Below are 26,949 nucleotides of genomic sequence, written 5' to 3' on the forward strand. Positions count from 1 at the left end.
TCATCCAGCAGCAAGCAGGGGAACGATGCGAACCGGGATGGTATCCGACTGTATCCGAAGGGATATTGCCGCGAGTCGGCGAGCGTACCGTTCGTCACCCCGGCCCCGGGGTTCAGGCCCCGGGGTGACGCGCCAAAGCGGGACGGATAACCTTGTCCGAAACAGGAGAGACCCGATGGACGCCGTCACCCCGCACCCCTTCGCCTTCCCCGACGGCGCACTGGCCGACCTGAAGGCGCGGCTGGCGGCGACGCGCTGGCCCGAGCGCGAGACGGTCGATGGATGGCAGCAGGGCGCGCCGCTGGAGCGCGTGCAGGCGCTGTGCGCGCATTGGCGCGATCGGCACGACTGGCGCGCCTGCGAGGCGCGGCTGAACGCGCTCAACCCGTGCATGACCGAAATCGACGGGCTGGACATCCACTTCCTCCACGTCCGCTCGCCCGAGCCGGATGCGACCCCGCTGATCCTGACGCATGGCTGGCCGGGATCGGTGATCGAATTCCTCGACGTCGTCGGGCCGCTCAGCGACCCGCGCGCGCATGGCGGCGATGCGGCGGAGGCGTTCCACCTCGTCATCCCCTCGCTGCCCGGCTTCGGCCTGTCGGGCAAGCCGCGCGAGACGGGCTGGGGCGTGCAGCGGATCGCGGGCGCGTGGATCGCGCTGATGAAGCGGCTGGGCTATGACCGCTTCATGGCGCAGGGCGGCGACTGGGGCTCGGCGGTGACCCATGCGATCGGCGCGAGCGGCGATCCGGCGGTGACGGGCATCCACGTCAACATGGTGGTGGCGGGGCCGGCCGAGGATCAGACGGGCGACCTGACCGAGGCCGAGAAGGCGGCGATCGCGGCGGGGCGCTATTATCAGGAATGGGGCAACGGCTATGCCGTCCTGCAATCCACCCGGCCGCAGACGATCGGCTATGCGCTGACCGACTCGCCCGCGGGGCAGGCGGCGTGGATCTACGAGAAGTTCGGCGACTGGACCGATCGGGGCGAGGGTGAGGGCGGCGGCGGCGGGCCCGGTGCGCCGGAGGCGGCTCTGCCGATCGACCGGATGCTCGACAATATCACGCTCTACTGGCTGAGCGCGACCGCGGCCTCGTCGGCGCGCTTGTACTGGGAGAGCTTCCGCACCTTCGCGGGCGACGCCGTCACGATCCCGGTGGGGTGCAGCATCTTCCCGCGCGAGATCATGCGCCCGTCGCGGCGCTGGGCGGAGCGGCGCTATCCGCAGATCGTGCACTGGGGCGAGCCGGCGCGCGGCGGGCATTTCGCCGCGTTCGAGCAGCCCGCGCTGTTCGTAGAAGAGGTACGCGCGACGCGGCGGGCGCTACCCTGATGGGCTGGTCGCGCGCTCGACGATGCGGTATGGCATGTGCCCAGCAAACGACCGGCTGACAGGAGAGCGATGATGGCGACCGTGGCGACGATGGATACCCCGCATTATGCCCCCGGCGAGTGGGAGGCGCGGGTCGATCTGGCGGCGGCCTATCGGCTGGTGGCGCTGTACGGCTGGGACGACCTGATCTTCACGCACCTGTCGGCGCGCGTGCCGGGACCCGAGCACCATTTCCTCATCAACCCCTATGACATGATGTTCGAGGAGATCACCGCCTCGTCGCTGGTGAAGATCGATGTCGAGGGCCATCCGGTCGGCCCGACCACGCATCCGGTCAACCCGGCGGGGTTCACGATCCACTCCGCGATCCACATGGCGCGCGAGGATGCGCAGGCGGTCATGCACCTCCACACGCCGCACGGGCAGGCGGTGAGCGCGATGGAATTCGGGCTGCTGCCGCACACGCAGACCGCGATGATCGCGAGCCACGATGTCGCCTATCACGATTACGAGGGCATCGCGACCGACCTGGAGGAGCGCGAGCGGCTGGTCGCGGACATCGGCGACAGGAATGCGATGATCCTGCGCAACCACGGCACGCTGGCCGTGGGCGACAGCGTCGCGTCGTGCTTCCTGCGGCTCTATTTCCTGGAGCGTGCGTGCGAGGCGCAGGTGATGATGCTGTCCGCGGGGCACGAGCGGCTCAACACCCCGCCGCAGGGGGTAGAGCACAAGGTCGCGGGGCAGTCGAACCCCAAGGGGATGGCCGGGCTGGCGCAGAAGCTGGCGTGGCCGGCGCTGCTGCGCAAGCTCGACCGGATCGATCCCGGCTATCGGCACTGAGGGCATGTGCTCCTGCGAACGCAGGAGCCCAGGGTCACGATCGCTGCCGCCCGCGTTCGCGGCCCTGGGTTCCGGCGTGCGCCGGAACACGGTGGCTCACCACCACGGATAGCCTTTCGGCATGTCCGTCGCGATGCGACCCGGAAAGTCCGGCGCGCGCTTCTCCAGGAACGCCGCCACCCCCTCGCGCACGTCCGGCCCGGCGCCGAGGCGCTGTGCCAAGGGGCCGTCCACCTCCAGCAGCTCGAACGGCAGCGGCGCGCCGGCGAAGCGCCACAGCATCTGTCGCGTGAGCGCGATCGAGACGGGGGCGGTGTGGTCCGCAATCTCCTGCGCGATGGCACGGGCGCGGGGGATGAGCGCGTCGGGGGCGAGCACCTCGCTCACCAGACCGCCCGCCAGCGCCTCGGCCGCGTCGAACACGCGGCCCGACAGACACCAGCGCAGCGCCTGCGGCAGCCCGACCAGCTGCGGCAGGAACCACGCGCTCCCCGCCTCCGGCACCAGCCCGCGGCGCGCGAAGACGAAGCCGATCCTGGCGGTATCGGCGGCGACGCGGATGTCGCACGGCAGCGTGAGGGTGATGCCGACGCCCACCGCGGGGCCGTTGATCGCGGCGATCGTCGGCTTGGCGCTGTCGAACAGCGCACCGACGAAGCCGGCGCCGTCGCGCGGACGATCGGGCGCGGCGAAGTTCGGCCCGCCGCTGCCGAAGCTGTCCGCCCCGCCCGAGATATCCGCCCCCGCGCAGAAGCCGCGCCCCGCGCCGGTCAGGATGATCGCGCGCACCGCGTCGTCGGCATTGGCCTCGCCGATCGCCGCGGCGATCTCAGCGCCCATGACCGCGGTATAGGCGTTGAGCTTGTCCGGGCGGTTGAGCGTGATCGTCGCGACCGCATCGTCCACCGCATAGTCGATCTGCTCATAGGCCATTGAGCGCTCTCCCTTATGATTAGGTCGATCGACTTATATGGCGATGGTTCGAATGGCGAGCCCGGATGTTGCAAAATTGCTGTGTTCATGATATGTTCCATTGCTGATCTGAGCAGAGCACTGGGATTGTAGCAACACGCAGCAAGGACAGCGCCTTCGGTCACTGGCTGAGAACGGGGATGGTTCCCCGCATACGGTCGCCCGATGGCGTCGAGTTGAAGTTCAATCCTTGGCACGATCCGACGAATGGGCAGTTTACATTCGCCGGTAGTGGAAACCACTTTCCTCAAGGATCTAGTGGTAGCTCGCACCGAGGTTACGGCGGCGGGGGTGCTTCGGGAAGCTGGACCGATAGACCAAAGCCGGTAAAGTCTCCCCGTGCATCTCCGCGGAGGGGAAGCTCCGGTGTAAGAACAACGGCTGTCCTGTCGAGATCGGCCGAGGCGCCATCGCGCGAGATCAGCCGCAACGGATATACCTATGTCATAGACGATCGCGACAGAACGCGACGTGTTTCAGGGTCACTCATGACCGGAATGGTTGCGCCGCGATCCAAGCGAGCGCAATTGTCAGCCGGGGGTGCCGACCGTCGCGGCACCGATGATGGCGGCCACTATATCGCCGCGCGCTTCAACGGTCCGTCAGACGCCTTCAATCATTTTGCGCAGGGCTCAAAGGTCAACCGGGGCAATTATCGCGCGCTTGAGGACGAATGGGCGCGCGAAAAGCGTGCAGGCAAGGTGGTGACGGTTAAAATCCTCCCGGTCTTCGATGACGGATCGCAACGACCGTCTCGTCTCGAAGTGATCTTCTTCGTCGATGGTAGGAAGAAGAGTGTTGCTATTACAAATGACTGATCGGACCGGTGACATGGAAAAGGAAGAAGAAAGACGGTACATAGATGAGATAACCGCGCTGTTGGCAGTGGATACGGAGTATCCCTTGGACGGTACTCTCTTGCATGTAACGGCTTGGGACGACCACGTATCGCCAGCGATATTCAAGAGCACAGGGAATCACATCATGTACCGAGATCCGGATATGAACCTGCTTGTAAAAAAACTTTGGGATTTTTGGAGAAGTCAGACTGAAGATATGCGATGGTGTGAAATCGAGTATTTTGCCAAAGATGGAAATTTCACGTTATCTTATACCTATCCTGATGAAGTGGACGCGGACGAAACTTCGCTTGATCGCCGTGATCGAATAGTAAAGAAGTATTTTGGCGAACGTCCGGTCATCTATCCTCCATGGGACGAGAATGATGACGAAATCATCTATAACGTGTGATCTGCCTCAACAAGGAAAGGCCCCGGCATCGCTGCCGGGGCCTTTCCTTCGTCAGCCTGCGAGGCGGTCGCTTAGTCGCGGTCGCCGGTCAGGAAGGCGGGGGCGAACGCCGGGGCGTCGCCCTCGTCCCTGGTGCCTTCGCTGCGCTCGCGGCGGGGGCCGCGGTCACCGCGGGGGGCGCCGTCACGCCCACCTTCACGATCGCCGCGACCTTCGCGGCGCGGGCCGCGGCCGCCGCCGTCACGATCGCCACGCGGGCCGCCCTCGCGGCGCGGGCCGCGGTCGCTGCGCTCGCCACGATCGCCGCGCGGTTCGCGCGCGGGACGGGTGTCCTCCAGCTCGGCGCCGGTTTCCTGATCGACGACGCGCATCGACAGGCGCACCTTGCCGCGCTGGTCGATCTCGAGCACCTTGACCTTCACGGCCTGACCCTCGGTGACGACGTCGCCCGGCTTCTCGACACGCTCGTTCTTCATCTCGGAGACGTGAACGAGCCCGTCCTTGCCGCCCATGAAGTTCACGAACGCGCCGAAGTCGACGATGTTGACGACCTTCCCGTCGTAGATCTTGCCGACCTCGGCCTCCTCGACCAGGCCCTTGATCCACTTGATCGCGGCCTCGATCTGCGCGTTGTCCGACGACGACACCTTGATGACGCCCTCGTCGTCGATGTCGACCTTCGCGCCGGTGGTGGCGACGATCTCGCGGATCACCTTGCCGCCGGTGCCGATGACGTCGCGGATCTTCGACTTGTCGATCGTGAAGGTCTCGATCCGCGGCGCGTGCGCCGACAGTTCGGTCCGGGTCGACGACAGCGCCTTGGCCATCTCGCCCAGGATGTGCGCGCGGCCCTCATGCGCCTGCGCCAGCGCGACCTTCATGATCTCCTCGGTGATGCCGGCGATCTTGATGTCCATCTGAAGGCTGGTGATGCCCTCCGACGTGCCCGCCACCTTGAAGTCCATGTCGCCCAGGTGATCCTCGTCACCCAGGATGTCGGACAGGACCGCGAAGTTCTTGCCCTCCAGGATCAGGCCCATCGCGATGCCCGAGACGGGGCGCTTGATCGGCACGCCGGCGTCCATCAGCGACAGCGAGCCGCCGCAGACGGTGGCCATCGAGGACGAGCCGTTCGATTCGGTGATGTCCGACGTGACGCGGATGGTGTAGGGGAACTCCTCCTTCGTCGGCAGCACCGCGTGCAGCGCGCGCCAGGCGAGCTTGCCGTGACCGACGTCGCGCCGCGACGGCGCACCGAAGCGGCCGACTTCGCCGACCGAATAGGGCGGGAAGTTATAGTGCAGCATGAAGTGCTGGTAGGACAGGCCGCCCAGACCATCGATCATCTGCTCCGCATCGCGCGTGCCCAGCGTCGTGGTGGCGATGGTCTGCGTCTCGCCGCGGGTGAACAGCGCCGAACCGTGCGCACGCGGCAGGAAGTGGACCTCGGCCGCGATCGGGCGCACCGTCTTTGTGTCGCGGCCGTCGATACGGCGGCCGGTCTTCAGGATCGCGGTGCGGACGATCTCCGCCTCCAGCTTCTTCACCAGCTTCAGGCTGGCGAGATAGGCCTGCGGATCGCTGTCCTTCAGGTCCGCCATGCCCTCGCGCGCCTTGGTGCGCGCGTCGTTGATCGCGGTCTGGCGCGCCTGCTTGTCGGTCAGCTTGTACGCCGCCTCCAGGTCCTTGCCGATCAGCTTCTTCAGCTTGGTCTTGACCGCCGCGCTGTCGGCCTGGACCTTCAGCTCCCACGGCTCCTTCGCGGCCTGCTCGGCCAGGCGGATGATCGCCTTGATGACGTCCTGTGACGCCTTGTGCGCGAACATGACCGCGCCCAGCATCACGTCCTCGGACAGTTCGTTCGCCTCGGACTCGACCATCATCACCGCGTCGTGGGTGGCGGCGACCATCAGGTCCAGATCGCCCTCGGCGACCTCCGCGTCCGACGGGTTCAGCTGATATTCGCCGTCCTTGTAGCCGACGCGCGCCGCGCCGATCGGGCCCATGAAGGGCACGCCCGACAGCGTCATCGCGGCCGAGGCGGCGATCATCGCCAGCAGGTCCGGCTCGTTCTCGCCGTCATACGACATCACCTGCGCGATGCAGTTGACCTCGTTGTAGAACCCTTCCGGGAACAGCGGGCGCAGCGGGCGGTCGATCAGGCGGCTGACCAGCGTCTCACGCTCGGTCGCGCCGCGCTCGCGCTTGAAGAAGCCGCCGGGGATGCGACCGGAGGCGGAGAACTTCTCCTGATAGTGAACGGTCAGCGGGAAGAAGTCCTGGCCTTCCTTCACGCTCTTGGCGGCGGTGACGGCGCACAGCACAACCGTTTCGCCGAGCGTCGCGAGCACCGCGCCGTCGGCCTGACGCGCCACGCGGCCCGTCTCCAGAGTGAGGGTCTGTCCGCCCCACTCGATTTCCACCTTCTTGGTATCGAACATATCGTTTCCTTACACCCGCGCGCCCGATGCGGCGGGGGCCTGTGAGTGAGCCGTTGGTGGCTCAGGGAAGCGACCGGATTGTCGCTTCCATGTGCTCCTGCGAAGGCAGGAGCCCAGGGTTGCGGGCCGAAGCGCCTGTGGCCCTGGATCCCGGGTCAAGCCCGGGATGACAAAAAGGCGACCCTAGGGCCGCCTTTCCGTCACTTGCGAAGACCCAGCTTCGCGATGAGGGCGACGTAACGATCGCCCTCGGTCTTGCGGAGATAATCCAGCAGCGAGCGCCGCTTGTTGACCATCATCAGCAGGCCGCGACGCGAGTGGTTGTCCTTCGCATGGCCCTTGAAATGCTCGGTCAGGTTCTTGATCCGCTCGGTCAGGATGGCGACCTGCACCTCGACGGACCCGGTATCGCCCTCGTTGCGGGCGTGTTCCTTGATGACTTCCTGACGGCGTTCGGCGGTAATGGTCATTCTGTTCCCTTCGACATCTTCTACAGGTTGAAGCCGCGCACGACGCGGACGTTGCCGTCCTGCACCTCGACCAGCGCCACGGGGTTCTCTCCCAGCATGGCAAAGGCCTGACCGTCACCGGCGGCGATCCCGGCCAGCACGCGCCCCTGACGGAGCGCCCCTGCCTGGTCGGGGGTGAGCGGGAGAGCCGGGATGTCGTCCAGCCCTGCGCTCAACGGCAGGAGTAGGTGTTCAAGGCTGCGCGCCTTAGCGGTTTCGTCGAGTTTGTCCAGCGTTATCGCCTGCGCGAGCGTGAACGGCCCGGCGCGGGTGCGGCGCAGATAGGTGACGTGGCCGACCGTGCCGAGCGCCAGCGCGATGTCGCGCGCGAGGCTGCGGATGTAGGTGCCCTTGCTGACGTGAGCGGACAGGGTGATGTGATCGAGGCCGTCATCCCCCTCACCCTTCCCACCGCCTTCGGCGGCGGGCCCCTTCCCTCTCCCACAAGGGGAGAGGGAGTGAGGTGCCGCTTTTCCCTCTCCCCTTGTGGGAGAGGGAGGGAGCGCCGCAGGCGCGGAAGGGTGAGGGGGAGTGAGGCTGTGCACCGTCACCGCACGCATGGCCAGCACCACCTCCTGGCCCGCCCGCGCGAGATCGTAGGCGCGCTGGCCATCGACCTTCAGCGCGGAATAGGCCGGCGGCATCTGTTCGATCGGGCCGGTGAAGCGGGGCAGGACGGCCTCGATCTCCGCCCGCGTCGGGCGCACGTCGCTGGTCGCGATCACCTTGCCCTCGGCGTCCAGCGTGTCGGTCTGCTCGCCGAAGCGGATCGTGACGTCATACGCCTTGTCGCTGTCGAGCATCCGCCCGGCGAGCTTCGTCGCCTCGCCGATCGCGATCGGCAGCACGCCGGTGGCGAGCGGGTCGAGCGTGCCGCCGTGGCCGACCTTGGCCTTGCCATAGCCGCCGGTGCGCAACGCGCGCTTCACCGCGGAGACGCCCTGCGTCGAGCCCAGGCCCAGCGGCTTGTCGAGGATCAGCCAGCCGTGCACGCGCTTACCCGCCGATCGCGGTGGCGATCGAGAGATACACCTGCGTCAGCGCCTGCGCGGGGGGCGCGACGAGGCGCTGGACGATGTTGGCGCTCGGCACCAGCGCCGGGATCACGAACAGCAGCAGGATGAGCAGCAAAAAGCCGAACCGCGCGAGCCGGTCCCAGCGCTGCGCCAGCGGCTCCGGCAGCAGCCCGGCGACGACGTGGCCGCCGTCGAACGGCGGCAGCGGGATCAGGTTGAAGATCGCGAGGAAGACGTTGATGAGCAGGAAGTTGACGAGGTTGGACGCGACGAACGCACCCAGGCTGCCGGCGGGGGCGGTGTCGACCGTCTGCGCGAAGAGGCCGAGCAGGACCGCGCCGACCAGCGCCAGCGTCAGGTTCATGCCCGGCCCGGCGAGCGCGACCAGCAGCATCCCCCTGCGCGGGTCGGGCAGGTTGCGCGCATCGACCGGCACCGGCTTGGCCCAGCCGAACACCGGCGCCTTGGCGATGGCGAGCATCAGCGGCAGGACGATGGTGCCGATCGGATCGACGTGGCGCAGCGGGTTGAACGACAGCCGGTTGAGCCGCGCCGCGGTGGGATCGCCCAGCGCGCGCGCGGCGAGACCGTGCGCGACCTCGTGGAAGACGATCGCGATCACCAGCGGGATGAGCCACACCGCCGCCGACCAGATGATGCCGTTTGGATCCATGGGGGCGCAGATAGGGGCGGGGCGGGGGGAAGGCTAGGTGGAGGGCGCGCCTGTTTCACCCGTACCGTCATTCCCGCGAAGGCGGAATCCGGATGCTCCGCGGCCGCGCCTCTATCGCCCGACCTGCGCGCCTGGATCCCCGCCGGCGCGGGGATGACGGGGGTGGTATGTCATTCGCCCCCCAACGCCGCCACGAAATGCCGCCGGCACAGCGCGACATAGCGATCGTTGCCGCCGATCTCGGTCTGCCGCCCCTCGCTGACCGGGCGGCCTTCGGCATCGACGCGCAGGTTCATCGTCGCCTTGCGCCCGCATGCGCAGACCGACTTGATCTCGATGAGCGCGTCGGCCAGCGCCAGCAGCCGCGCGGAGCCGGCGAACAGGCGGCCCTGGAAGTCGGTGCGCAGGCCATAGGCGAGGACGGGGATGTCGGCGTCGTCGGCCAGCCGCGCGAGGCCGTCGACCTGGTACTCCGTCAGGAACTGCGCCTCATCCACGAGCACGCAGGCGAGCTTCCCCTTCGCATGGCGATCGAGCGCGAGGGCGGCGAGGTCCGTCGCGGGGTCGAACGTCGTCGCCGCCGCCACCAGCCCGATGCGCGAGGTGATCGTGCCCGCGGCGAAGCGATCGTCCACCGCGGCGGTGAACAGCATCGTGCGCATCCCCCGCTCGCGATAGTTGAAATCGGCCTGCAACAGCGTGGTCGATTTGCCCGCGTTCATGCTGGCATAATAGAAATAGAGCTTCGCCATCAGGCGAGCGTTTCGACCGGCACGGGTGAGTTCGACCCCGCCCGGCGTGCCAGACGGCGCTCGAATGTCGCGAAACGACCTGCCACGCGCGCCGACGCAATGTGGAGATAGTCGGCGAGTTCTCCCGACAGCGCGTACCGCTCGATCGCCCAGCGCGCGTCGTCGTCATCCTCGTATCGCAGGATGACAAGGTCGGCGAGCGCACGAAGCGCGTGAACGATCTGGTCCCGCCCATAGCCGAAGCGCGATCTCAACACCCATTCCACCTCCTCCAGCACCGTGAAAGAGACATAGAACGCGTCACGCTCGGCGAGCTTCAGCGCAAGCGCGACCTGATCCGGATCGTCGCCGACGATCAATCGAACGACGACGTTGGTGTCCACCGCAATCACCGCAGGCTTACTCTTCCCAGCCGCGAAAGAGGTCGCCCACCCGGCTCGTCATATCCTCGACCGCAACCGTTGGCCCATCGTACCGGGGAACGCGCCGCCGGAACTCCTCGTAGGTGATCCGCGGACGCTGGGGCTGGGGGGCTTCCAAGATAAGGCGGTTTCCGGAACGCTCGAGCATCAGCTTGCCACCGGCCTGTAGACCCAAGGCGTCGCGAACGTCCTTAGGAATGACGATCTGCCCCTTCGACGACACGGTGATCTCAATACCCATCGAGGTAAGATGCGTCTTACCTCATTCACCGTCAAGGTCGCGCGCGACGTGATCCGAGCGGAGCAGCGCGTCGATGTGGCTGCCCTCGTCGAAGCTCTCGTCCGCCAGGAACTTGAGCCGCGCGGCATATTTCATCTTAATGCGGTGCGCGACCTCGCGCTGCAGGTAGGCGGTGTTCGTGCGCAGCGCCTTGAGCACCGCATCCTCGTCCTTGCCCAGCAGCGGCTTCACGAAGACGGTGGCGTGGCGCAGGTCGGGGGACATGCGCACCTCGGTCACGCTGACCATGTGGCTGGCGAGCGTATCGTCGTGGACGTCGCCGCGTTGCAGGATCTCCGACAGGATGTGGCGGACCTGCTCGCCGACGCGCAGCGTGCGGACGGATTTTTCGGGTTTTTCGGTCATCGTCTGGACCCTTCACGGCGCGGGGGAGCGAGGCGCGCTAGTACGCCTCACTCCCCCTCGCCCTTCCGCTGCCTGCGGCAGCTCCCTCCCTCTCCCACGCGGGGAGAGGGAATGATGGCTTACAGCGTGCGTTCGCGCAGCTCGACCTCGAACGTCTCCAGGAAGTCGCCCGGCTTGATGTCGACGAAGTTCTGCGAGAACGTGACGCCGCACTCCAGCCCCGCGCGAACCTCCGGCACGTCGTCCTTGAAGCGGCGCAGCGACGCGATCTCGCCATTGTAAATGATGACGTCGTCGCGCGTGATGCGGGCCTTGAGCGCCTTGCGGATCGCGCCCTCGACCACCAGCAGACCGGCGGCCTTGCCGTGCTTGCCCGCGGAGAAGACCTCGCGGATCTCGGCGCGGCCGACGACCGTCTCGAACGCCTCCGGCCCGAGCTCGCCCGCCATGCCGGCGCGGATCTCGTCGATCAGGTCGTAGATGACGTCGTAATATTTCAGCGCCACCTTCTGCCGCTCGGCGATCTCGCGCGCCTTGGCATTGGCGCGGACGTGGAAGCCGATGATCGGCGCCCCCGATGCGCCCGCCAGCGTCACGTCGCTCTCGGTGATGCCGCCGACCCCCGAATGCAGCACGCGCGCGCGGATGAGATCGGTCGAGATCTTGTTGATCGACGCCACGATCGCCTCGACCGTGCCCTGCGTATCGGCCTTCACCACCAGCGGATATTCGATCGCCGCATTGGCGCGCAGCGCGGAGAACATGTTCTCCAGGCTGGTCGGCGCCGAGGTGGTGCGCTTCTGCGTGAGCACGCTCTGGCGATATTCCGCCACTTCGCGCGCCCGGCCCTCGCTCTCGACCACCTGCAGCTGATCGCCCGCGGACGGCGTGCCGGAAATGCCCAGCACCTCGACCGGCATCGACGGCCCGGCGACCTTGAGCTGGCGCCCCTTGTCGTCGACCAGCGCGCGCACCTTGCCGCTTTCGGCGCCGACGACGAAGATGTCGCCGACCTTCAGCGTGCCGCGGGTGACGAGCACCGTCGCGACCGGACCGCGGCCCTTGTCGAGCTTCGCCTCGATCACGCTGCCCTCGGCCGCACGATCGGGGTTGGCGCGCAGGTCGAGCAGCTCGGCCTGGAGCTGGATCTTCTCGATCAGCTCGTCCAGTCCGGTCTTCTTGAGCGCGGACACCTCGACGTCCTGCGTCTCGCCGCCCATCATCTCGACCTGGATGTCATGCTCCAGCAGCCGCTCGCGCACCCGCTGCGGGTTCGCGTCGTGCTTGTCGACCTTGTTGATCGCGACGATCATCGGCTTGCCGGCCGCCTTGGTGTGGTTGATCGCCTCGATCGTCTGCGGCATCAGCCCGTCGTCCGCGGCCACCACCAGCACCACGATGTCCGTCACGTCGGCCCCGCGCACGCGCATCTGCGTGAACGCCTCGTGGCCCGGCGTATCGAGGAAGGTGATCTTCGACTTGTCCTTCAGCGTCACCTGATACGCACCGATGTGCTGCGTGATGCCGCCGGCCTCGCCGCGCACCACGTCGGTGCCGCGCAGCGCATCGAGCAGGCTGGTCTTGCCATGGTCGACGTGGCCCATGATCGTGACGACCGGCGGGCGCGTCTGGAGCGTGTCCTCCGCATCCTCGGTCGTGTCGATCGCGAGATCGATGTCGGAGTCCGACACGCGCACGATGTTGTGGCCGAACTCGGTCACCAGCAGCTCGGCGGTGTCCTGGTCGATCGTCTGCGTCATCGTGACGGGCATGCCCATCTTGAACAGCGTCTTGACCAGGTCCGCGCCGCGCTCCGCCATCCGGTTCGCCAGCTCCTGGACGGTGATCGCCTCGGGCACCTGTACGTCGCGGACCTGCTTGGCCTGCGGCTCGCGCGGACCGCCGAAGCCACGCTTCTCCTTCTCGCGCGCGCGCTTCAGCGCAGCGAGCGAGCGGGCGCGCGCGCCATCCTCGTTGAGCGCGCGGTTGACGGTCAGCTTGCCGCCACGACGCTCGTCACCCTTGCGGTCGCGCTGTTGCGGTCGCGCGGGCGGCGCGCTGCGCGCCGGGGATGCGCCGCCGCCAGCCATCGGGCGCGGTGCCGCGCCACCGCCCGACGCCGTCGTGGCGGCGGCAGCGGGCTTGGGCTCCGGCTTCGGCTCGGGCTTGGGCTGCGGCTTGGGGATCTCGGGACGCGCGACCGGCGAGAAGCGGCGCGGCGCGGGCATCGCGGGATCGCGCGCCAGTTCCAGCACGGGCGGCGGGGCCGGGGGCGGCGGGGGAACGGCCGGCGTCGGCGCGGGCTTCGGCGCGGCGGCGACCGGCGCAGGAGCCGGCTGCGGGGCGGGCGCGGGCTCCTCGGCGACCGGAGCAGGCGCAGGGGTCGGCTCCGGTGCCGGGGTCGGCGCGGGCTGAGCCACCGCTTCGGGGGCCGGGGCCGGAACAGGGGTGGGCGTCGGCGACGGCGCGGCGGCCTCCGCCTCGGCGCGGGCGCGCTCCTCGGCCTTTTCCTCGGCGCGGCGGCGCTCGTCCTCGGCGGCGCGCTGGCGCGCGGCCTCCTCACGACGGCGCGCATCCTCCAGCGCGTGCATGCGCTGGTCCTCGGCCTCGCGCAGCAGGCGGGCCTGGCGCTCCTGCGCCGTCTCGTTGGAGACGGGCGCGCGCGGGGCGGGCGCGGCGGGGGCGGGTGCCGGGGCCGCGACGGGCTCGAGCGCCGGGGCCGGCGTCGCCTCCGCCGGCGCGCCCGCACCCTGCGGACCGAGCACGCGGCGACGCTTCACCTCGACCACCACCGTATTGCTACGGCCGTGGCTGAAGCTCTGCTTCACCTTGCCGGTCTCGACCGTGCGCTTCAGCCCCAACGGCTGGCGCATCCCGAGTTTCGGCTTGTCGTTGTCGGTCTCGCTCACTCAATATCCTCGTCTGTCGTCACGGCCGGTCGTGCCGGCGCGGAACCGGGCGCCGATGCGCCTTGCGCGGCCGTAGCGCAAGGTGCGGGGGTCAGATCGGGGCCGATAAAATGCAGCCAGCGGTCGAGCGCCTCGCTCAACCGTCCGGCAGCCGCGCGGTCGTTGACGCCGATGTGTACCACATTTTCGCGGCCCAGCGCCAACGACAATATGGTGCGGTCGACGGGCAACGCCAAGCCCCTCAGGTCACTTCCTTCGGCATCGCTGCCGACTCGCCACGCCTGCGCCAGCTTGCGCCGCCCGTCCTCGCGCGCGTCGGCGGCGTGATAGAGCGCGTGGAGCTTGCCCGAGCGCGCCGCGGTCTCGATCCGGTCGGCGCCGGTCAGCAGCGTGCCGGTGCGCGACTCCAGCCCCAGCCGGTCGAGCGCGTTGCGCTCCAGCGCGGCGGCGATCAGCGCGGGGAGGTCGTCGGGAATGATGATGTCGGTGTCGCGCAGCGTCCGCGCGAGCTGCCCGCGCAACCGGCCCTTGGCGATCGCGGTTTCCAGTTCCGCGCGCGCGACGCCGATCCACGCGCCGCGCCCCGGCGCCTTGGCGCGCACGTCGGGCAGGACACGCCCGTCGGGGGCGAGCGCGAGGCGGACGAGCGCCGCCGGTGCGGCGCGCTCGCGGGTGAGGATGCAGGAGCGGACGGAGTCGGTCATGTCGTCGTCACCTCCCCGTCATGCCGGGCTTGTCCCGGCATCCAGGGCGTCGCACGCTGTGGCCGATGCGCGAACGGCAACCCTGCGTCTATATCATGGCGAGCGGGCGCAACGGCACGCTGTATGTCGGCGTGACGTCGAACCTGCTGGCGCGCGTCATGCAGCACCGGGAGGGCAGCTTCGGCGGTTTCACCGCACGATATGGAGTTCACCGCCTCGTCTGGTACGATGTCGCCGATACGATGGAGAGTGCCATCTCCGCGGAGAAGCGGATCAAGAAATGGCCGAGGCGGTACAAGCTCAACGTGATCGAGCAGCGCAATTCGCGTTGGCGCGATCTGGCGGTCGAGCTGGGGCTGCCGCCGCTGGATCATCGCGACGACAGTGCGTGAGGCCCTGGATGCCGGGACGAGCCCGGCATGACGGAGGGGGCGACCTAGCGGCTCATTGCGAGGGTTCCGCATGTGCGTCCTCCCTCGATGGCGTGGCGGCGGGTTGGTCGCGGTGCGCGATCAGGATACCGCCCGCGCCGTAATTCTCCGTCGACACTTCCTCGATCACGACCTGGACCGCGGCCGGGTTCTTGCCCAGCCGCGTGACCAGCGAGGACGTGACATCGGCCACGATCCCCGCCTTCTGCTCGACACTCGCGGTGCCGGCCAGTCGGATCGATACGAACGGCATCAGGCCTCTTCCGACTCCGTGCCGGCGTCGGCATCCGCGGCCGGTTCCTCGTCGAACCAGTGCGCGCGCGCGGCCATGATGATCTCGTTGCCCTGCTCCTCGGTCAGGCCATATTCGCCCAGCACGCCGCCCTTGTGCTCGGGACGCTTGGGGGCATCCTCGTTGCGGCGGCGCGGCTCCTGGCGCTTCTTCTCGATCAGCTCGTCGGTGGCGAGGTCCGCCAGATCGTCGAGCGTCCTGATCCCGGCCTTGCCGAGCGTGACCAGCATCGCCTCGGTCATGTACGGCAGCTCGGCGAGCGCATCGTCGACGCCCAGCGCCCGGCGCTCCTCGCGGTTGGCCTGTTCGCGGCGATCCAGCGCCTCCTGCGCACGGCTCTGCAGCTCCTGCGCCAGATCCTCGTCGAAGCCCTCGATCCCGGCCAGCTCGTCGAGCTCGACATAGGCGACCTCTTCGAGCGCGCTGAAGCCCTCGGCCACCAGCAGCTGCGCCAGCGTCTCGTCGACGTCGAGCTCGTTCTGGAACGTCTCGGAATTCTTGACGAACTCGTTCTGCCGCTTCTCCGACGCGTCGGTCTCGGTCAGGATGTCGATCGCCTTCGCGGTCAGCTGCGAGGCGAGGCGGACGTTCTGCCCGCGGCGGCCGATGGCGAGGCTCAGCTGGTCGTCGGGGACGACCACCTCGATCCGGTCCTCTTCCTCGTCGATCACGACGCGCGCCACGTTGGCGGGCTGGAGCGCGTTGACGACGAAGGTCGCGGTGTCGGGCGACCAGGGGATGATGTCGATCTTCTCGCCCTGCATTTCCTGCACGACGGCCTGCACGCGGCTGCCCTTCATGCCGACGCACGCGCCGACCGGATCGATCGACGAATCGTGGCTGATGACGCCGATCTTGGCGCGGCTGCCCGGGTCGCGCGCCGCGGCCTTGATCTCGATGATGCCGTCGTAGATCTCGGGCACTTCCTGCGCGAACAGCTTCTTCATGAAGTCGGGGTGCGCGCGCGACAGGAAGATCTGCGGCCCGCGGTTCTCGCGCACGACCTTCAGGATCAGCGAGCGGATGCGGTCGTTGACGCGCACCACCTCGCGCGGGATCTGCGCGTCGCGGCGGATCACGCCCTCGGCACGGCCCAGGTCGACGACGATATGGCCGAACTCGACCCGCTTGACGACGCCGGTGATGATCTCGCCCGCGCGGTCCTTGAATTCCTCATACTGGCGCTCGCGCTCGGCATCGCGGACCTTCTGAAAGATGGTCTGCTTGGCGGCCTGCGCCTGGATGCGGCCGAACTCGATCGGGGGCAGCGGGTCGACCAGATAGTCGCCGATCTGCGCGCCGGCCTGCAGCTTCTGCGCGCCCTTCACGTCGACCTGCTTGTAGAGGTCGTCGACCTCCTCCACCACCTCGACCACGCGCCACAGCCGCAGGTCGCCGTTGTTGGGATCCAGCTTCGCGCGGATGTCCATTTCCTGGCCGTAGCGCGTGCGCGCCGCGCGCTGGATCGCATCCTCCATCGCCTCGATGACGATCGCCTTGTCGATCATCTTCTCCGAGGCGACCGAGTTCGCGATCGCGATCAGCTCCGCACGGTTGGCGGTGACGCCCGTGGCCATCAGTGATTTTCCTCTTCGTGAAGCTCTTCTTCGTCCGCACCCTCGACCGAGAGCGGGACGGTTGCTGCGATCAGTTTGTCGGTCAGGACCAGCTTGGCATCCGCGATCAGCGCGAACGGCACCTGCGCCAGCTCCCCCGTGCGCGGGTGGCGGATCGCGATCAGGCCGCGCCCATTGTCACCGGCGGCGTCGATGCCTTCCAGCTCGCCCTTGAACTGCTTCTGCCCGTCGACCGGCTCGGTCAGGACGATGCGCGCCTCGTGCCCGGCCCAGTCGGTGAAATCCTGCACGCGGGTGAGCGGACGGTCGATGCCCGGCGACGACACCTCCAGCCGGTACGCGCCCTCGATCGGGTCGCGGCCCGCTTCCTCCAGCGCGTCGAGCGTGTCGGACAGGCGGCGCGACAGCTCCGCGCAGTCGTCGATCGTCAGCTGGCGCGTGTCGGGGCGCTCCGCCATCACCTGCAACGTGCGCTCGTCGCCCTTGCCGAACAGCCGCACGCGCACCAGCGCGAAGCCGAGGGCCTGCGCGTCGGGTTCGACCAGCTGGAAAAGGGCGGTATTGTCGGCCAAGCGGATGTCCTGTGGATGCGTTTGTTGCCGCCGCGGAGCGAGCCCCGCAGCCCCTTGCACCTTGCGATGTAAGAGAAAGCGAGCGGGATATAGCGCCCTCGACGCCTGTCCGCAAGCCGTTGCCGCGGAGTCGCGCGCTTCCTAGATCGCGCCCGATGACCGGCAGCTACGGCCCCCCCGACCGTTTCAACGAGGAAACCGCGACCTATACCGTGCGCGGCGCGGACACGCCCGACCTGGAAACGGGGGTGGCGGCGATCCGCAACGTGCTGGCCACGCTGCCGATGAAGCCCGGCGTCTACCGGATGCAGGATGCCAAGGGCGACGTCCTGTACGTCGGCAAGGCGCGCGCGCTGAAGAATCGGGTCGGCAACTACGTCCAGGTCGACCGGCTGTCGAAGCGGTTGCAGCGGATGGTGTCGCTGACGCGGTCGATGACGATCGTGACGACCAACAACGAGGCGGAGGCGCTGCTGCTGGAGGCGCAGCTCATCAAACGCTACCGCCCGGCGTACAACGTGCTGTTGCGCGACGACAAATCGTTCCCGTTCATCCTGTTGCGCGCCGATCACGACTTCCCGCGGATCCAGAAACACCGCGGCGCCCGGCGCGCGAAGGGCGATTATTACGGCCCCTTCGCCAGTGCGGGGAGCGTCAACAACACGCTGAACGCGCTCCAGAAGCTGTTCTTGCTGCGCAGCTGCACCGACGGCTTCTTCAAGACGCGCGACCGGCCGTGCCTGCTGTACCAGATCAAGCGCTGTTCGGCGCCGTGCGTGGGGCGGATCGATGCGGCCGGGTACGCCGAACTGGTGGGGGACGCGAAGAAGTTCCTGGCGGGCAAGGCCACCGACGTCCAGGCGAAGCTGGGCGCGCAGATGCAGGCGGCGTCCGATGCGATGGATTTCGAGCTGGCGGTGGTGCTGCGCGACCGGCTGAAGGCGCTCACCTTCGTGCAGGGAACGCAGTTCATCAATGCGGAGGGGGTGGGCGACGCCGATATCTTCGCGCTGGCGAGCCACGAGGGGCTGCTCGCGATCGAGGCGTTCTTCATCCGCGGCGGGCAGAATTGGGGGCATCGCAGCTTCTTCCCCGCGCATACCGCGGACGTGCCGGAGGACGAGGTGCTCCAGCTGTTCCTGATGCAATTCTACGACGAGGTGCCGCCGGCGCGGACCGTCTTCATCGACCGCGTGCTGCCCGAGGCGGAGGTGCTGGCGCAGGCGCTGAGCGAGCAGGCGGGGCGCAAGGTGGAGCTGACGGTGCCGCAGCGCGGGGTGCGCCGCCGCCTGCTGGATCAGGCGACGCGCAACGCGCGGGAGGCGGTCGAGCGGCGGCTGGCGGAGAGCACGACGCAGGCCAAGCTGCACCGCGAGGTCGCCGAATTGTTCGAGTTGCCGGAGTCGCCCGACCGGATCGAGGTGTACGACAACAGCCATATCCAGGGCGCGCATGCGCTGGGGGCGATGGTGGTCGCGGGGCCGGAGGGGTTCCGCAAGGGGCAATATCGCAAGTTCAACATCAAACAGGCCGCGACCGACGACGATTTCGCGATGATGCGCGAGGTGCTGACGCGCCGTTTCGCGCGCGCGCTGGAGGAGGACCCGGACCGCGACAACGGGACCTGGCCCGACCTGGTGCTGCTGGACGGCGGGCGCGGGCAGCTGAACGCGGCGAAGGCGGTGCTGGAGGATCTGGGGATCGAGGACGTGTGCCTGGTCGGGGTCGCCAAGGGGCCGCACCACGGGCGTGACGGGCGCGAGGTCTTCCACCTGATGGACGGGCGCGAGATCACGCTGCCGGTGAATGCGCCGGTGCTGTTCTACCTCCAGCGGCTGCGCGACGAGGTCCACCGCTTCGCGATCGGCGCGCACCGGGCAAAGCGCGCGAAGGCGATCGGCGCGAGCCCGCTGGACGAGGTGCCCGGCATCGGCCCGGCGCGCAAGAAGGCGCTGCTGATGCACTTCGGCACCGGCAAGGCGGTGCGCAACGCGTCGCTGGAGGATCTGCGCAAGGCGCCGGGCGTATCGGCGGCGGTGGCGCAGCAGGTGTACGACTTCTACCACGCGCGATGAGCAGCCGTCACCCCGGGTCAAGCCCGGGGTGACGAGGAAGCAAGGCGTTTACCTTCCGCCGCTACACCGCCCCGCATCATGCCCGCGGTGTTCCTGACGATCGATACCGAGTTCCGCTGGGGGCATCACGCCGCCGGGCTGGCGCTGCCCGCGATCGGGGCGCGGTCGATCGAGCCGGCGGGGGTGGGGCTGGCGTGGCAGCTGGACGTGCTGGCGCGCCACCAGCTGAAGGCGTGCTTCTTCGTCGATCCGATGCCCGCGCTGGTCTATGGCGCGGACGCGATCGCCGCGGTCGTCGCGCCGATCCTGGCGGCGGGGCAGGAGGTGCAGCTGCACCTGCATCCCAATTGGGTCGGCGCCTGCGCCGGCGACGGCGGCGCGCGACACGGGCGGTTCGAGCTGATCGACCATTCGCAAGGCGCGCAGGGTGCGCTGCTGGCGAAGGCGATCGCGCTGCTGACCGCGGCGGGTGCGCCGGCGCCGGTCGCGTTCCGCGCGGGCAGCTATGCCGCGAACGACGATACGCTGTCGGCGCTGGCGATGCTGGGCATCCGTTACGACAGCAGCCACAACGGCGCGCATGCGCCGTGGCCGAGCGCGATCGGGCTGCCCCCGTCGCGGATCGCGCCGGTGGCGCGGCGCGGTGTGGTGGAGGTGCCGGTGACGGTGATCGAGGATCGCCCGGGCCGCTATCGCAACTTCCAGATCTGCGCGCTGTCGATCGCGGAGATGCGCGCCGCGCTGGATCATGCGGTGGCGCACGACCATGCGGCGGTGACGATCGTCAGCCACAGTTTCGAACTCGCCAACCGCGCCGGCACCGCGCCGAACCGCGTCCATGTCCGCCGGTTCGAGGCCTTGTGCGCGATGCTGGCGGCGCGCGCGGACGCCCTGCCGACGCGGCACTTTTCGGAGCGGCCCTGCCTGCCCCTTGACTGCGCCGACCGGCCATTGCCGCACAGCGCGGTACGGCGGCACTGGCGGCAGGTCGAGCAGGCCTGGTCGACGCTGGTCGCCGAACGCGCGGCGTGACGAATCCTCTGTCGTTGCAGGTCGGCGCGCGGACGCTGGCGACGATCCCGCGGCGGCTGGTGCGCGTTGCGCTGTCGCTGGATGCGGCGCTGGCGGGCGCCGCGCCGGCGCTGCCCGCACTGGGCGGGGCGGATGGATGGTACGTCACCTCGCTGCCCGAGGAGGCGGTGCTCGACGCGGCGGGACCGACGTGGGTGCGACAGCGCTACGTGCGCCGTTTCGTCGACCTGGCGGCGGGGGAGGCGGCGTGGCGCGCGGGGCTGTCGGCGGCGACGCGGGCGGCGATGAAGCGCAAGGCGAGGAAGCTGGCGGCGGCGAACGGCGGGCATATCGACGTCCGCTGCTATCGGACGCGCGCGGAACTGGCGCTATTCCATCCGCTGGCGCGCGCGGTCGCGGCGACGACCTATCAGGAGCGGTTGCTGGGCACGGCCTTGCCCGCGGATGCGGCGGGGGTGGTGCGTGACGATGCGCGCGGGTGGCTGCTGTTCGTCGGAGAGCGTCCGGTCGCCTATCTGTGGTGCAGCGCGCAAGGGACGGCGTGGCGCTACGATCATGTCGGGCACGATCCGGCGTTCGCGGCGCTGTCGCCGGGGGCCGTGCTGATGGAGGCGGCGCTGCGCGACCTGTTCGGCGGGCCGATGGCGCGGTTCGACTTCCTGGAAGGGGACGGGCAGCACAAGCGCACGCTGGCGAGCGGCGGGGTGGCGTGCCGTGACGTGGTGGTATTGCGCGAGAATTGGGGCAATCGGGCGGCGTTGGGGGCGATGCGCGGGTTCGATGGCGCGGTGGCGGCGGCGAAACGGGTGGCGGTGCTGCGCGCGCTGGCGGGACGGTTGGGGCGGTAGGCCTGGCTTTCCCCGTCATCCCCGCCTTCGCGGGAATGACGGTGGGGTATGGCGCGCCGGTCATGTATCACCGTGCGCGATGCACCTGATCGCCGATGCCATCGTCCTGTCGGTTCGCGCGCACGGCGAGCATGGCGCGGTCGTGCGGGCGTTGACGCGCGATGACGGGGTGCGGGCGGGCTACGTCCGCGGCGGGCATTCGCGGCGGTTGCGGCCCGTGCTGCAACCGGCGAACCTGGTTCGCGGGGAATGGCGCGCGCGGAGCGACGAGCAGCTGCCCGCGCTGACCGTCGAGCTGGTCCACAGCCGCGCCCCGCTCCATGCCGAGGCGCTGCCGGCGGCGGCGCTCGACTGGTCGACCGCACTGACCGCGGCAGCGCTGCCGGAGGCGCAGCCGTATCCGCGGTTGCACGACGCGCTGGGCGGCGTGCTGGATGCGGTGGAGGCGGCGCCCTCCGCGCGCGGCTGGGCGGCGGCGCTGGCGCGCTACGAGCTGTTGCTGCTGGCGGAGCTGGGATTCGGGCTCGACCTGACCGGCTGCGTCGTGACGGGGGCGGCCGACGATCTCGCCTTCGTCAGCCCGAAGAGCGGCGGGGCGGTGAGCCGGGCGGCGGCGGCGGGGTATGAGGCGCGGCTGTTCGCGCTGCCGCGGTTCCTGGTCGCGGGCGGGGCGGCGTCGGGGGAGGAGGCGCTGGCGGGGCTGGCGATCACCGGGCATTTCCTGGCGCGCGACGTGCTGAGCGATCGGCGGCGCGATGTACTGGCGGCGCGGGAGCGGCTGGTGGCGCGGTTGCAGCGCGCGGTTGCGTAACGTCGCGCGCCGCGCCATGCGGTGCCGCCATGAGCAAGACGATCGCGATTCTGCCCGGCGACGGCATCGGCCCCGAAGTGACGCGCGAGGCGCGCCGCGTGCTCGATGCGCTCGACCTCGGCCTCACGTTCGCGGAGGCGCCGGTCGGGGGCGCGGCCTATCACGCGCACGGGCATCCGCTGCCGGAGGCGACGCTGGATCTGGCGAAGCGCGCGGACGCGATCCTGTTCGGCGCGGTGGGCGATCCGTCGTGCGACGCGCTGGAGCGACATCTGCGCCCGGAGCAGGCGATCCTGGGGCTTCGCAAGCACCTCGTCACCTTCGCGAACCTGCGCCCGGCCCGGATCTTCCCCGGGCTGGAGGACGCCAGCACGCTGAAGCCGGAGATCGCCGGCGCGATCGACCTGGTGATCGTGCGCGAGCTGAACGGCGACGTCTATTTCGGCGAAAAGGGGCAGCGCACGACCGATGCCGGCCTGCGCGAGGGCCACGACCTGATGCGCTACGACGAGGCGGAGGTGCGCCGCATCGCGCATGTCGGCTTCCAGACCGCGGCGAAGCGGCGCGGCAAGCTGTGCTCGGTCGACAAGGCGAACGTGCTGGAAACCTCGCAGCTGTGGCGCGACGTGGTGATCGAGGTCGCGGCGGAATATCCGAACGTCGAGCTGACGCACATGTACGTCGACAATGCCGCGATGCAGCTGGTGCGCAACCCGGGCGGGTTCGACACGATCGTGACCGGCAATCTGTTCGGCGACATCCTGAGCGATCAGGCGAGCATGTGCGTCGGCTCGATCGGGATGCTGCCGTCGGCGTCGCTGGATGCGCAGGGCAAGGGCCTGTACGAGCCGATCCACGGCTCCGCACCCGACATTGCCGGGCAGGGGAAGGCCAATCCGTGCGCCGCGATCCTGTCGGCGGCGATGATGCTGCGGCACTCGCTCGACATGGCGGCGCCAGCGGACCGGATCGAGGCGGCGGTGGCCGCCGCGCTGCGGTCGGGCGTGCGGACGCCGGACCTGGGGGGCGGCGCCTCCACGGGCGGGATGGGGGATGCGGTCCTGGCGGCGCTGTAATTCGATCATGACCCGCCCGCTCGACCTCGCGGTCGTCATCCCGACCTTCAACGAGCACGGCAATGTCGCGACGGTGGTCGCGCGGCTGGACGCGGCGCTGGCCGGGCTCGCGTGGGAGGCGATTTTCGTCGACGACGACAGCCCCGACGGCACGGCGGAGGCGGCGCGCGCGCTGGCGCGGGTCGACCGCCGCGTCCGGGTGATCCAGCGGATCGGGCGGCGCGGGCTGTCGACCGCGTGCATCGAGGGGATGTGCGCCACCGCCGCGCCGCTGGTCGCGGTGATGGACGGCGACCTGCAGCACGACGAGACGCTGCTGCCGAGGATGGCGGCGGCGTTGCAGGCGGATGCGAAGCTGGACCTCGCCGTGGGATCGCGCTTCGTCGCGGGCGGCGGCACGGGGGAGTGGGACAGCGACCGCGTCGCCAAGTCCGCCTTCGCGACGCGGCTGGCGGGGATGGTGCTGCGCTCGGCGCTGAGCGACCCGATGAGCGGGTTCTTCATGATCCGCACCGCGATTCTGCGCGACCTGGTGCCGGGGCTGGGCGGGATCGGGTTCAAGATCCTGCTCGACATCATGAGCGCCAGCCCGCGGCCGCTGAACGCGGTCGAGCTGCCCTATACGTTCCGCGTGCGCACCGTGGGGGAGAGCAAGCTCGATCACGTCGTGGCGCTGGAATATCTGATCGCGCTGTACGACCGGAAGCTGGGACGCGTGGTGCCGGTGCGGTTCGCGATGTTCTCCGCCATCGGGGCGCTGGGCGCGGCGGTGCACATGGCGGTGCTGACGCTCACCTATGTGCTGGCGGGGTGGTCGTTCCTGGCGGGCACGATCGCGGCGACGTCCGTGGCGATGACGTTCAACTTCTTCCTGAACAACGCGCTGACCTATCGCGACCGGCGGCTGAAGGGGGCGCGGGCGCTGCTCGACGGGTGGGTGGCGTTCTGCCTGATCTGCGCGGTGGGGGCGGTGGCGAACGTCGGCGTCGCGGCGTTCCTGCACGACGTGCGGCAGGGGGCGTGGGCGGCATCGGCCCTGCTGGGGGTCGCGGTGGGGGCGGTGTGGAATTACGCGCTGTCGTCGCGCTTCACCTGGGGGCGGTATCGGTGATTTCCGTTCGCTCGGGCCGAACGGAGTGGGGTGGCTAGATCCAGCTCGAAAACCACGTCCAGCGGCTGAACGCGCCGGCGTGGGCGAGCGCCTGCGCCGACAGCACCGGCAGGAAATAGAGCGTCAGCGCGAACGCCAGCAGCAGATACGCCTCCACCCCGCGCCCCACGGGCACGCGCCATTCGTCGAGCGCCACCGCCAGCGCGACCGCGACGAACACGCTGGCGGGATAGTAATAATAATAGAAGCCCAGCGACTTGGGGATCACCGCGAAGATGCCGACCGCGAAGGTCCACAGCATCGCGGGCGCCAGCAGCCGCGCCGCGCCCGTCTTCACCCAGCCCGCGAAGCAGGCCGCCACCGCGACCAGCCCGCCCCACATCACCGCGGGGTTGCCGATCAGCAGGATGCCGCGCTGCGCCTCGTCCGCGCGTTCGTACAGGTACCAGATCGGGCGGATCATCAGCGGCCACGTCCACCAGTTCGACTGATAGGTGTGCGGCGGCAGGACCTGCGTCTGGCGCTGGTACATCTCGTACTGGAACGGCAGGAGCGTGCGCGGCGTCAGCGCGTCGGTGGTATAGAAGAAGGCGGGCGCGAAGGTCAGGAAATAGGTCGCGACCGACACCCCGCCGAGCAGTGCGAGCGCGGGGAGGGTGCGCATCCCCGGCCAGCGATCGGTGCGTCCGCGGCGCAGCACCAGGAAGGCGACGCCCGCCGCGGCGACATAGGGCGCGGCGGCCCATTTGCACGCGGTCGCGAGCCCCAGCAGCACCGCCCCCGCGGTCCAGCGCGTCACGCTGCCGCCGCGCATGCTGCCCGCCAGCACGACGATGCCCCAGATGAGGAAGGCGAGCATGAACGTGTCCAGCATCGCGATCCGCGCCTGGACATAGACGGTGAAGCCCAGCAGCGTGAGGATCGCCGCGAGCAGCCCCGCGCGAACCCGGCGCGTGACGACCAGCGCCAGCGCGAACGCGCCCGCCACGGTCGCCGCGCCCGCGATCGTCGAGGCGAAGCGCCAGCCGAACGGGGTATCGCCGAACGCCAGCATCGAGGCGGCGATCAGTTCCTTCGCCAGCAGCGGATGCTCGATGTTGGTCGGGCCGGACAGCGCGATCAACTGCCGCGCGGCGGCGACATAATGGATCTCGTCGAACACGATCATGTGCGGGACGGACAGGCGGAACAGGAACAGCGGCCACGACGCGAGCGCGATGAGGAGGGCGAGGAGCGCGGGGCGGCGGGCGAGGGCGGGCATCGTCGTCCTTCTTCATCGTCATGCCGGGCTGGTCCCGGCATCCACCGTTCCGCAGGCGCAGCGGTGGAAGCTCTTGCGGCACAGTGGATGCCGGAACAAGTCCGGCATGACGGGTGGCCCTTGTATCCGCCGCCCCCCTTGTGTCCGCGGCCCCCGGAAGGCAAAGCGGCGGGCATGAAGCGGCGCACCGGACAGGACCGATCGATCACCCAGCATTGGCGTCCCGCGACGCTGGCCGTGCGCGGGGGGACCGCGCGGTCGGAATATGGCGAGACGTCGGAGGCGCTGTTCCTGACGTCGGGCTATAGCTACGACCGGGCGGAGGATGCCGCGGCGCGCTTCGCCGGTGAACAGCAGGGGATGACCTATTCCCGGCTCCAGAACCCGACCGTCGAGATGCTGGAGCAGCGCATCGCGCTGCTGGAGGGCGCGGAGGCGTGCCGCACCATGGCGACCGGCATGGCGGCGATGACCGCGGTGCTGCTGTGCCAGTTGCAGCAGGGCGACCATGTCGTCGCGGGCCGCGCCGCGTTCGGATCGTGCCGCTGGCTGGTCGATACGCTGCTGCCGAAGTTCGGCATCCAGACGACCACGGTCGATGCGCGCGACCCGCAGGCGTTCCAGGATGCGGTGAAGCCGAACACGAAGGTCTTCTTCTTCGAGACGCCGGCCAATCCGACGATGGACGTGGTCGACCTGCGCGCCGTGTGCGCGATCGCGCGCGAGCGCGGGATCACCAGCGTGGTCGACAATGCCTTCGCCACGCCCGCGCTCCAGCGGCCGATGGACTTCGGCGCGGACGTCACCGCCTATTCCGCGACCAAGATGATGGACGGACAGGGGCGCGTGCTGGCGGGCGCGGTGTGCGGGACCGAGGATTTCGTCCTCAACACGCTGCTGCCCTTCACCCGCAACACCGGGCCGACGCTGAGCGCGTTCAACGCCTGGGTGGTGCTGAAGGGGCTGGAGACGCTGGACCTGCGCATCCGGCGCCAGTCGGAGAATGCGCTGGCGGTCGGGCGCTTCCTGGAGCCGCGGGTGCCGCGCATGCTGCATCCGGGGCTCGCCAGCCACCCGCAGCACGATCTCGCCATGTCGCAGATGGCGGCGGCGGGGCCGATCTTCGCGTTCGAGGTGGCGGACCGGGCGCAGGCGCAGGCGCTGCTCAACGCGCTGGAGCTGATCGACATCAGCAACAACATCGGCGATTCGCGCTCTCTGATGACGCATCCGGCCTCCACGACGCATTACGGCGTGGCGCCGGAGGCGCGCGCGGAGATGGGCGTGACCGAGGGGCTGCTGCGGCTCAACGTCGGGCTGGAGGATCCCGCCGACCTGATCGAGGATCTCGACCGCGCGCTGACCGCGGTGGGGCTGTAGCAGGGT

Annotated in this window: 27 protein-coding genes; 12 read left to right on the top strand and 15 right to left on the bottom strand. The window is 69.2% G+C overall.

From position 1 onward, the window contains the following. Positions 1–175: 175 nt before the first annotated feature. Both PGN23_RS04235 and PGN23_RS04240 read left to right on the top strand, forming a co-directional pair. Positions 176–1,339 (top strand): epoxide hydrolase family protein, encoded by a 1,164-nt coding sequence (locus tag PGN23_RS04235; RefSeq protein WP_335301584.1) that lies wholly within the window; start codon positions 176–178, stop codon positions 1,337–1,339. A gap of 72 nt (positions 1,340–1,411) precedes the next feature. Beyond that, on the top strand, positions 1,412–2,182 hold the full coding sequence (locus PGN23_RS04240) for a class II aldolase/adducin family protein (protein ID WP_335302078.1): 771 nt from the start codon (positions 1,412–1,414) through the stop codon (positions 2,180–2,182). A gap of 96 nt (positions 2,183–2,278) precedes the next feature. Here PGN23_RS04240 and PGN23_RS04245 read toward each other — a convergent pair whose 3' ends face one another. Next, the gene (locus PGN23_RS04245) at positions 2,279–3,115 is read right to left on the bottom strand and encodes an enoyl-CoA hydratase-related protein (RefSeq protein ID WP_335301585.1); all 837 of its coding nucleotides are present in this window, start codon (positions 3,113–3,115) and stop codon (positions 2,279–2,281) included. A gap of 179 nt (positions 3,116–3,294) precedes the next feature. Between PGN23_RS04245 and PGN23_RS04250 the strand changes: the two genes are divergently transcribed. Next, positions 3,295–3,972: a DNA/RNA non-specific endonuclease gene (locus PGN23_RS04250; RefSeq protein WP_335301586.1), complete on the top strand. Its 678-nt coding sequence runs from the start codon at positions 3,295–3,297 to the stop codon at positions 3,970–3,972. Between the two features lie 13 nt (positions 3,973–3,985). Next, positions 3,986–4,405: a hypothetical protein gene (locus PGN23_RS04255; RefSeq protein ID WP_335301587.1), complete on the top strand. Its 420-nt coding sequence runs from the start codon at positions 3,986–3,988 to the stop codon at positions 4,403–4,405. Between the two features lie 71 nt (positions 4,406–4,476). Here PGN23_RS04255 and pnp read toward each other — a convergent pair whose 3' ends face one another. The 10 genes from pnp to PGN23_RS04305 form a co-directional block, all read right to left on the bottom strand. Next, positions 4,477–6,846 (bottom strand): polyribonucleotide nucleotidyltransferase, encoded by a 2,370-nt coding sequence (gene pnp, locus PGN23_RS04260; protein ID WP_335301588.1) that lies wholly within the window; start codon positions 6,844–6,846, stop codon positions 4,477–4,479. 200 nt (positions 6,847–7,046) lie between these two features. Further along, complete coding sequence (gene rpsO, locus PGN23_RS04265; RefSeq protein WP_335301589.1) at positions 7,047–7,316, bottom strand: 30S ribosomal protein S15; 270 nt, start codon at positions 7,314–7,316, stop codon at positions 7,047–7,049. A gap of 20 nt (positions 7,317–7,336) precedes the next feature. Further along, entirely contained in the window at positions 7,337–8,347 is a 1,011-nt protein-coding gene (gene truB, locus PGN23_RS04270) for a tRNA pseudouridine(55) synthase TruB (protein WP_335301590.1), read from the bottom strand. Between the two features lie 4 nt (positions 8,348–8,351). Next, positions 8,352–9,044, bottom strand: coding sequence for a site-2 protease family protein (locus PGN23_RS04275; RefSeq protein ID WP_335301591.1), 693 nt, complete (start codon positions 9,042–9,044; stop codon positions 8,352–8,354). A 170-nt stretch (positions 9,045–9,214) separates the two neighbouring features. Next, positions 9,215–9,796, bottom strand: a complete 582-nt coding sequence (locus PGN23_RS04280; RefSeq protein WP_335301592.1) for a thymidine kinase — start codon at positions 9,794–9,796, stop codon at positions 9,215–9,217. Further along, a complete protein-coding gene (locus tag PGN23_RS04285; protein ID WP_335301593.1) occupies positions 9,796–10,179 on the bottom strand; it encodes a type II toxin-antitoxin system VapC family toxin in 384 nt (127 codons plus the stop codon). Before PGN23_RS04285 ends, PGN23_RS04280 begins: the two co-directional genes overlap by 1 nt. A 16-nt stretch (positions 10,180–10,195) precedes the next feature. Next, positions 10,196–10,459 (bottom strand): AbrB/MazE/SpoVT family DNA-binding domain-containing protein, encoded by a 264-nt coding sequence (locus PGN23_RS04290; protein ID WP_335301594.1) that lies wholly within the window; start codon positions 10,457–10,459, stop codon positions 10,196–10,198. Between the two features lie 21 nt (positions 10,460–10,480). Then, entirely contained in the window at positions 10,481–10,864 is a 384-nt protein-coding gene (rbfA, locus tag PGN23_RS04295) for a 30S ribosome-binding factor RbfA (protein ID WP_335301595.1), read from the bottom strand. A gap of 119 nt (positions 10,865–10,983) precedes the next feature. After that, positions 10,984–13,773, bottom strand: coding sequence for a translation initiation factor IF-2 (gene infB / locus PGN23_RS04300; RefSeq protein ID WP_335301596.1), 2,790 nt, complete (start codon positions 13,771–13,773; stop codon positions 10,984–10,986). Next, positions 13,770–14,477: a DUF448 domain-containing protein gene (locus PGN23_RS04305; RefSeq protein ID WP_335301597.1), complete on the bottom strand. Its 708-nt coding sequence runs from the start codon at positions 14,475–14,477 to the stop codon at positions 13,770–13,772. Before PGN23_RS04305 ends, infB begins: the two co-directional genes overlap by 4 nt. A gap of 65 nt (positions 14,478–14,542) precedes the next feature. Between PGN23_RS04305 and PGN23_RS04310 the strand changes: the two genes are divergently transcribed. Beyond that, positions 14,543–14,869: a GIY-YIG nuclease family protein gene (locus tag PGN23_RS04310; RefSeq protein ID WP_335301598.1), complete on the top strand. Its 327-nt coding sequence runs from the start codon at positions 14,543–14,545 to the stop codon at positions 14,867–14,869. A gap of 52 nt (positions 14,870–14,921) precedes the next feature. Here PGN23_RS04310 and PGN23_RS04315 read toward each other — a convergent pair whose 3' ends face one another. The 3 genes from PGN23_RS04315 to rimP are packed head-to-tail and all read right to left on the bottom strand — an operon-like array spanning position 14,922 to position 17,349. Then, complete coding sequence (locus tag PGN23_RS04315; RefSeq protein ID WP_335301599.1) at positions 14,922–15,161, bottom strand: tautomerase family protein; 240 nt, start codon at positions 15,159–15,161, stop codon at positions 14,922–14,924. Beyond that, positions 15,161–16,777 carry a transcription termination factor NusA gene (gene nusA, locus PGN23_RS04320; protein WP_335301600.1) on the bottom strand — a complete coding sequence of 539 codons (1,617 nt, stop codon included), beginning with the start codon at positions 16,775–16,777 and terminating at the stop codon, positions 15,161–15,163. The genes PGN23_RS04315 and nusA overlap by 1 nt, the downstream gene beginning before the upstream one ends. Continuing rightward, on the bottom strand, positions 16,777–17,349 hold the full coding sequence (gene rimP, locus PGN23_RS04325; protein WP_335301601.1) for a ribosome maturation protein RimP: 573 nt from the start codon (positions 17,347–17,349) through the stop codon (positions 16,777–16,779). The genes nusA and rimP overlap by 1 nt, the downstream gene beginning before the upstream one ends. A gap of 155 nt (positions 17,350–17,504) precedes the next feature. Here rimP and uvrC point away from each other — a divergent pair, with 155 nt between their 5' ends. The 6 genes from uvrC (at position 17,505) to PGN23_RS04355 (ending at position 24,302) form a co-directional block, all read left to right on the top strand. Next, the gene (gene uvrC / locus PGN23_RS04330; RefSeq protein WP_335301602.1) at positions 17,505–19,424 is read left to right on the top strand and encodes an excinuclease ABC subunit UvrC; all 1,920 of its coding nucleotides are present in this window, start codon (positions 17,505–17,507) and stop codon (positions 19,422–19,424) included. 78 nt (positions 19,425–19,502) lie between these two features. Beyond that, on the top strand, positions 19,503–20,456 hold the full coding sequence (locus tag PGN23_RS04335) for a polysaccharide deacetylase (RefSeq protein WP_335301603.1): 954 nt from the start codon (positions 19,503–19,505) through the stop codon (positions 20,454–20,456). Then, positions 20,453–21,304, top strand: coding sequence for a GNAT family N-acetyltransferase (locus tag PGN23_RS04340; protein ID WP_335301604.1), 852 nt, complete (start codon positions 20,453–20,455; stop codon positions 21,302–21,304). The genes PGN23_RS04335 and PGN23_RS04340 overlap by 4 nt, the downstream gene beginning before the upstream one ends. A 79-nt stretch (positions 21,305–21,383) precedes the next feature. Then, complete coding sequence (recO, locus tag PGN23_RS04345; RefSeq protein WP_335301605.1) at positions 21,384–22,115, top strand: DNA repair protein RecO; 732 nt, start codon at positions 21,384–21,386, stop codon at positions 22,113–22,115. A 29-nt stretch (positions 22,116–22,144) separates the two neighbouring features. Further along, positions 22,145–23,191, top strand: a complete 1,047-nt coding sequence (gene leuB, locus PGN23_RS04350; protein WP_335301606.1) for a 3-isopropylmalate dehydrogenase — start codon at positions 22,145–22,147, stop codon at positions 23,189–23,191. Between the two features lie 7 nt (positions 23,192–23,198). Then, positions 23,199–24,302 carry a glycosyltransferase family 2 protein gene (locus PGN23_RS04355; protein WP_335301607.1) on the top strand — a complete coding sequence of 368 codons (1,104 nt, stop codon included), beginning with the start codon at positions 23,199–23,201 and terminating at the stop codon, positions 24,300–24,302. A gap of 34 nt (positions 24,303–24,336) precedes the next feature. Here PGN23_RS04355 and PGN23_RS04360 read toward each other — a convergent pair whose 3' ends face one another. Further along, positions 24,337–25,563 carry a glycosyltransferase family 39 protein gene (locus PGN23_RS04360; RefSeq protein ID WP_335301608.1) on the bottom strand — a complete coding sequence of 409 codons (1,227 nt, stop codon included), beginning with the start codon at positions 25,561–25,563 and terminating at the stop codon, positions 24,337–24,339. Positions 25,564–25,737: 174 nt separating this feature from the next. Between PGN23_RS04360 and PGN23_RS04365 the strand changes: the two genes are divergently transcribed. Further along, the gene (locus tag PGN23_RS04365; RefSeq protein WP_335301609.1) at positions 25,738–26,943 is read left to right on the top strand and encodes a trans-sulfuration enzyme family protein; all 1,206 of its coding nucleotides are present in this window, start codon (positions 25,738–25,740) and stop codon (positions 26,941–26,943) included. The last annotated feature ends 6 nt before the right edge of the window (positions 26,944–26,949 follow it).

Source organism: Sphingomonas adhaesiva (genome assembly GCF_036946125.1).
GTDB classification, from domain to species: Bacteria; Pseudomonadota; Alphaproteobacteria; order Sphingomonadales; family Sphingomonadaceae; genus Sphingomonas; species Sphingomonas adhaesiva_A.

Excerpts from the sequence above, each read along its gene's own strand:
- PGN23_RS04245 (WP_335301585.1), bottom strand. The coding sequence starts at position 3,115 with ATGGCCTATGAGCAGATCGACTATGCGGTGGACGATGCGGTCGCGACG.
- PGN23_RS04305 (WP_335301597.1), bottom strand. The coding sequence starts at position 14,477 with ATGACCGACTCCGTCCGCTCCTGCATCCTCACCCGCGAGCGCGCCGCA.
- PGN23_RS04290 (WP_335301594.1), bottom strand. The coding sequence starts at position 10,459 with ATGGGTATTGAGATCACCGTGTCGTCGAAGGGGCAGATCGTCATTCCT.
- PGN23_RS04310 (WP_335301598.1), top strand. The coding sequence starts at position 14,543 with ATGCGCGAACGGCAACCCTGCGTCTATATCATGGCGAGCGGGCGCAAC.
- pnp (WP_335301588.1), bottom strand. The coding sequence starts at position 6,846 with ATGTTCGATACCAAGAAGGTGGAAATCGAGTGGGGCGGACAGACCCTC.
- leuB (WP_335301606.1), top strand. The coding sequence starts at position 22,145 with ATGAGCAAGACGATCGCGATTCTGCCCGGCGACGGCATCGGCCCCGAA.
- nusA (WP_335301600.1), bottom strand. The coding sequence starts at position 16,777 with ATGGCCACGGGCGTCACCGCCAACCGTGCGGAGCTGATCGCGATCGCG.
- rbfA (WP_335301595.1), bottom strand. The coding sequence starts at position 10,864 with ATGACCGAAAAACCCGAAAAATCCGTCCGCACGCTGCGCGTCGGCGAG.
- PGN23_RS04365 (WP_335301609.1), top strand. The coding sequence starts at position 25,738 with ATGAAGCGGCGCACCGGACAGGACCGATCGATCACCCAGCATTGGCGT.
- PGN23_RS04335 (WP_335301603.1), top strand. The coding sequence starts at position 19,503 with ATGCCCGCGGTGTTCCTGACGATCGATACCGAGTTCCGCTGGGGGCAT.
- PGN23_RS04250 (WP_335301586.1), top strand. The coding sequence starts at position 3,295 with ATGGTTCCCCGCATACGGTCGCCCGATGGCGTCGAGTTGAAGTTCAAT.
- PGN23_RS04315 (WP_335301599.1), bottom strand. The coding sequence starts at position 15,161 with ATGCCGTTCGTATCGATCCGACTGGCCGGCACCGCGAGTGTCGAGCAG.
- PGN23_RS04360 (WP_335301608.1), bottom strand. The coding sequence starts at position 25,563 with ATGCCCGCCCTCGCCCGCCGCCCCGCGCTCCTCGCCCTCCTCATCGCG.
- uvrC (WP_335301602.1), top strand. The coding sequence starts at position 17,505 with ATGACCGGCAGCTACGGCCCCCCCGACCGTTTCAACGAGGAAACCGCG.
- PGN23_RS04280 (WP_335301592.1), bottom strand. The coding sequence starts at position 9,796 with ATGGCGAAGCTCTATTTCTATTATGCCAGCATGAACGCGGGCAAATCG.
- PGN23_RS04235 (WP_335301584.1), top strand. The coding sequence starts at position 176 with ATGGACGCCGTCACCCCGCACCCCTTCGCCTTCCCCGACGGCGCACTG.
- PGN23_RS04255 (WP_335301587.1), top strand. The coding sequence starts at position 3,986 with ATGGAAAAGGAAGAAGAAAGACGGTACATAGATGAGATAACCGCGCTG.
- recO (WP_335301605.1), top strand. The coding sequence starts at position 21,384 with ATGCACCTGATCGCCGATGCCATCGTCCTGTCGGTTCGCGCGCACGGC.
- PGN23_RS04355 (WP_335301607.1), top strand. The coding sequence starts at position 23,199 with ATGACCCGCCCGCTCGACCTCGCGGTCGTCATCCCGACCTTCAACGAG.
- PGN23_RS04240 (WP_335302078.1), top strand. The coding sequence starts at position 1,412 with ATGGCGACCGTGGCGACGATGGATACCCCGCATTATGCCCCCGGCGAG.
- PGN23_RS04275 (WP_335301591.1), bottom strand. The coding sequence starts at position 9,044 with ATGGATCCAAACGGCATCATCTGGTCGGCGGCGGTGTGGCTCATCCCG.
- rpsO (WP_335301589.1), bottom strand. The coding sequence starts at position 7,316 with ATGACCATTACCGCCGAACGCCGTCAGGAAGTCATCAAGGAACACGCC.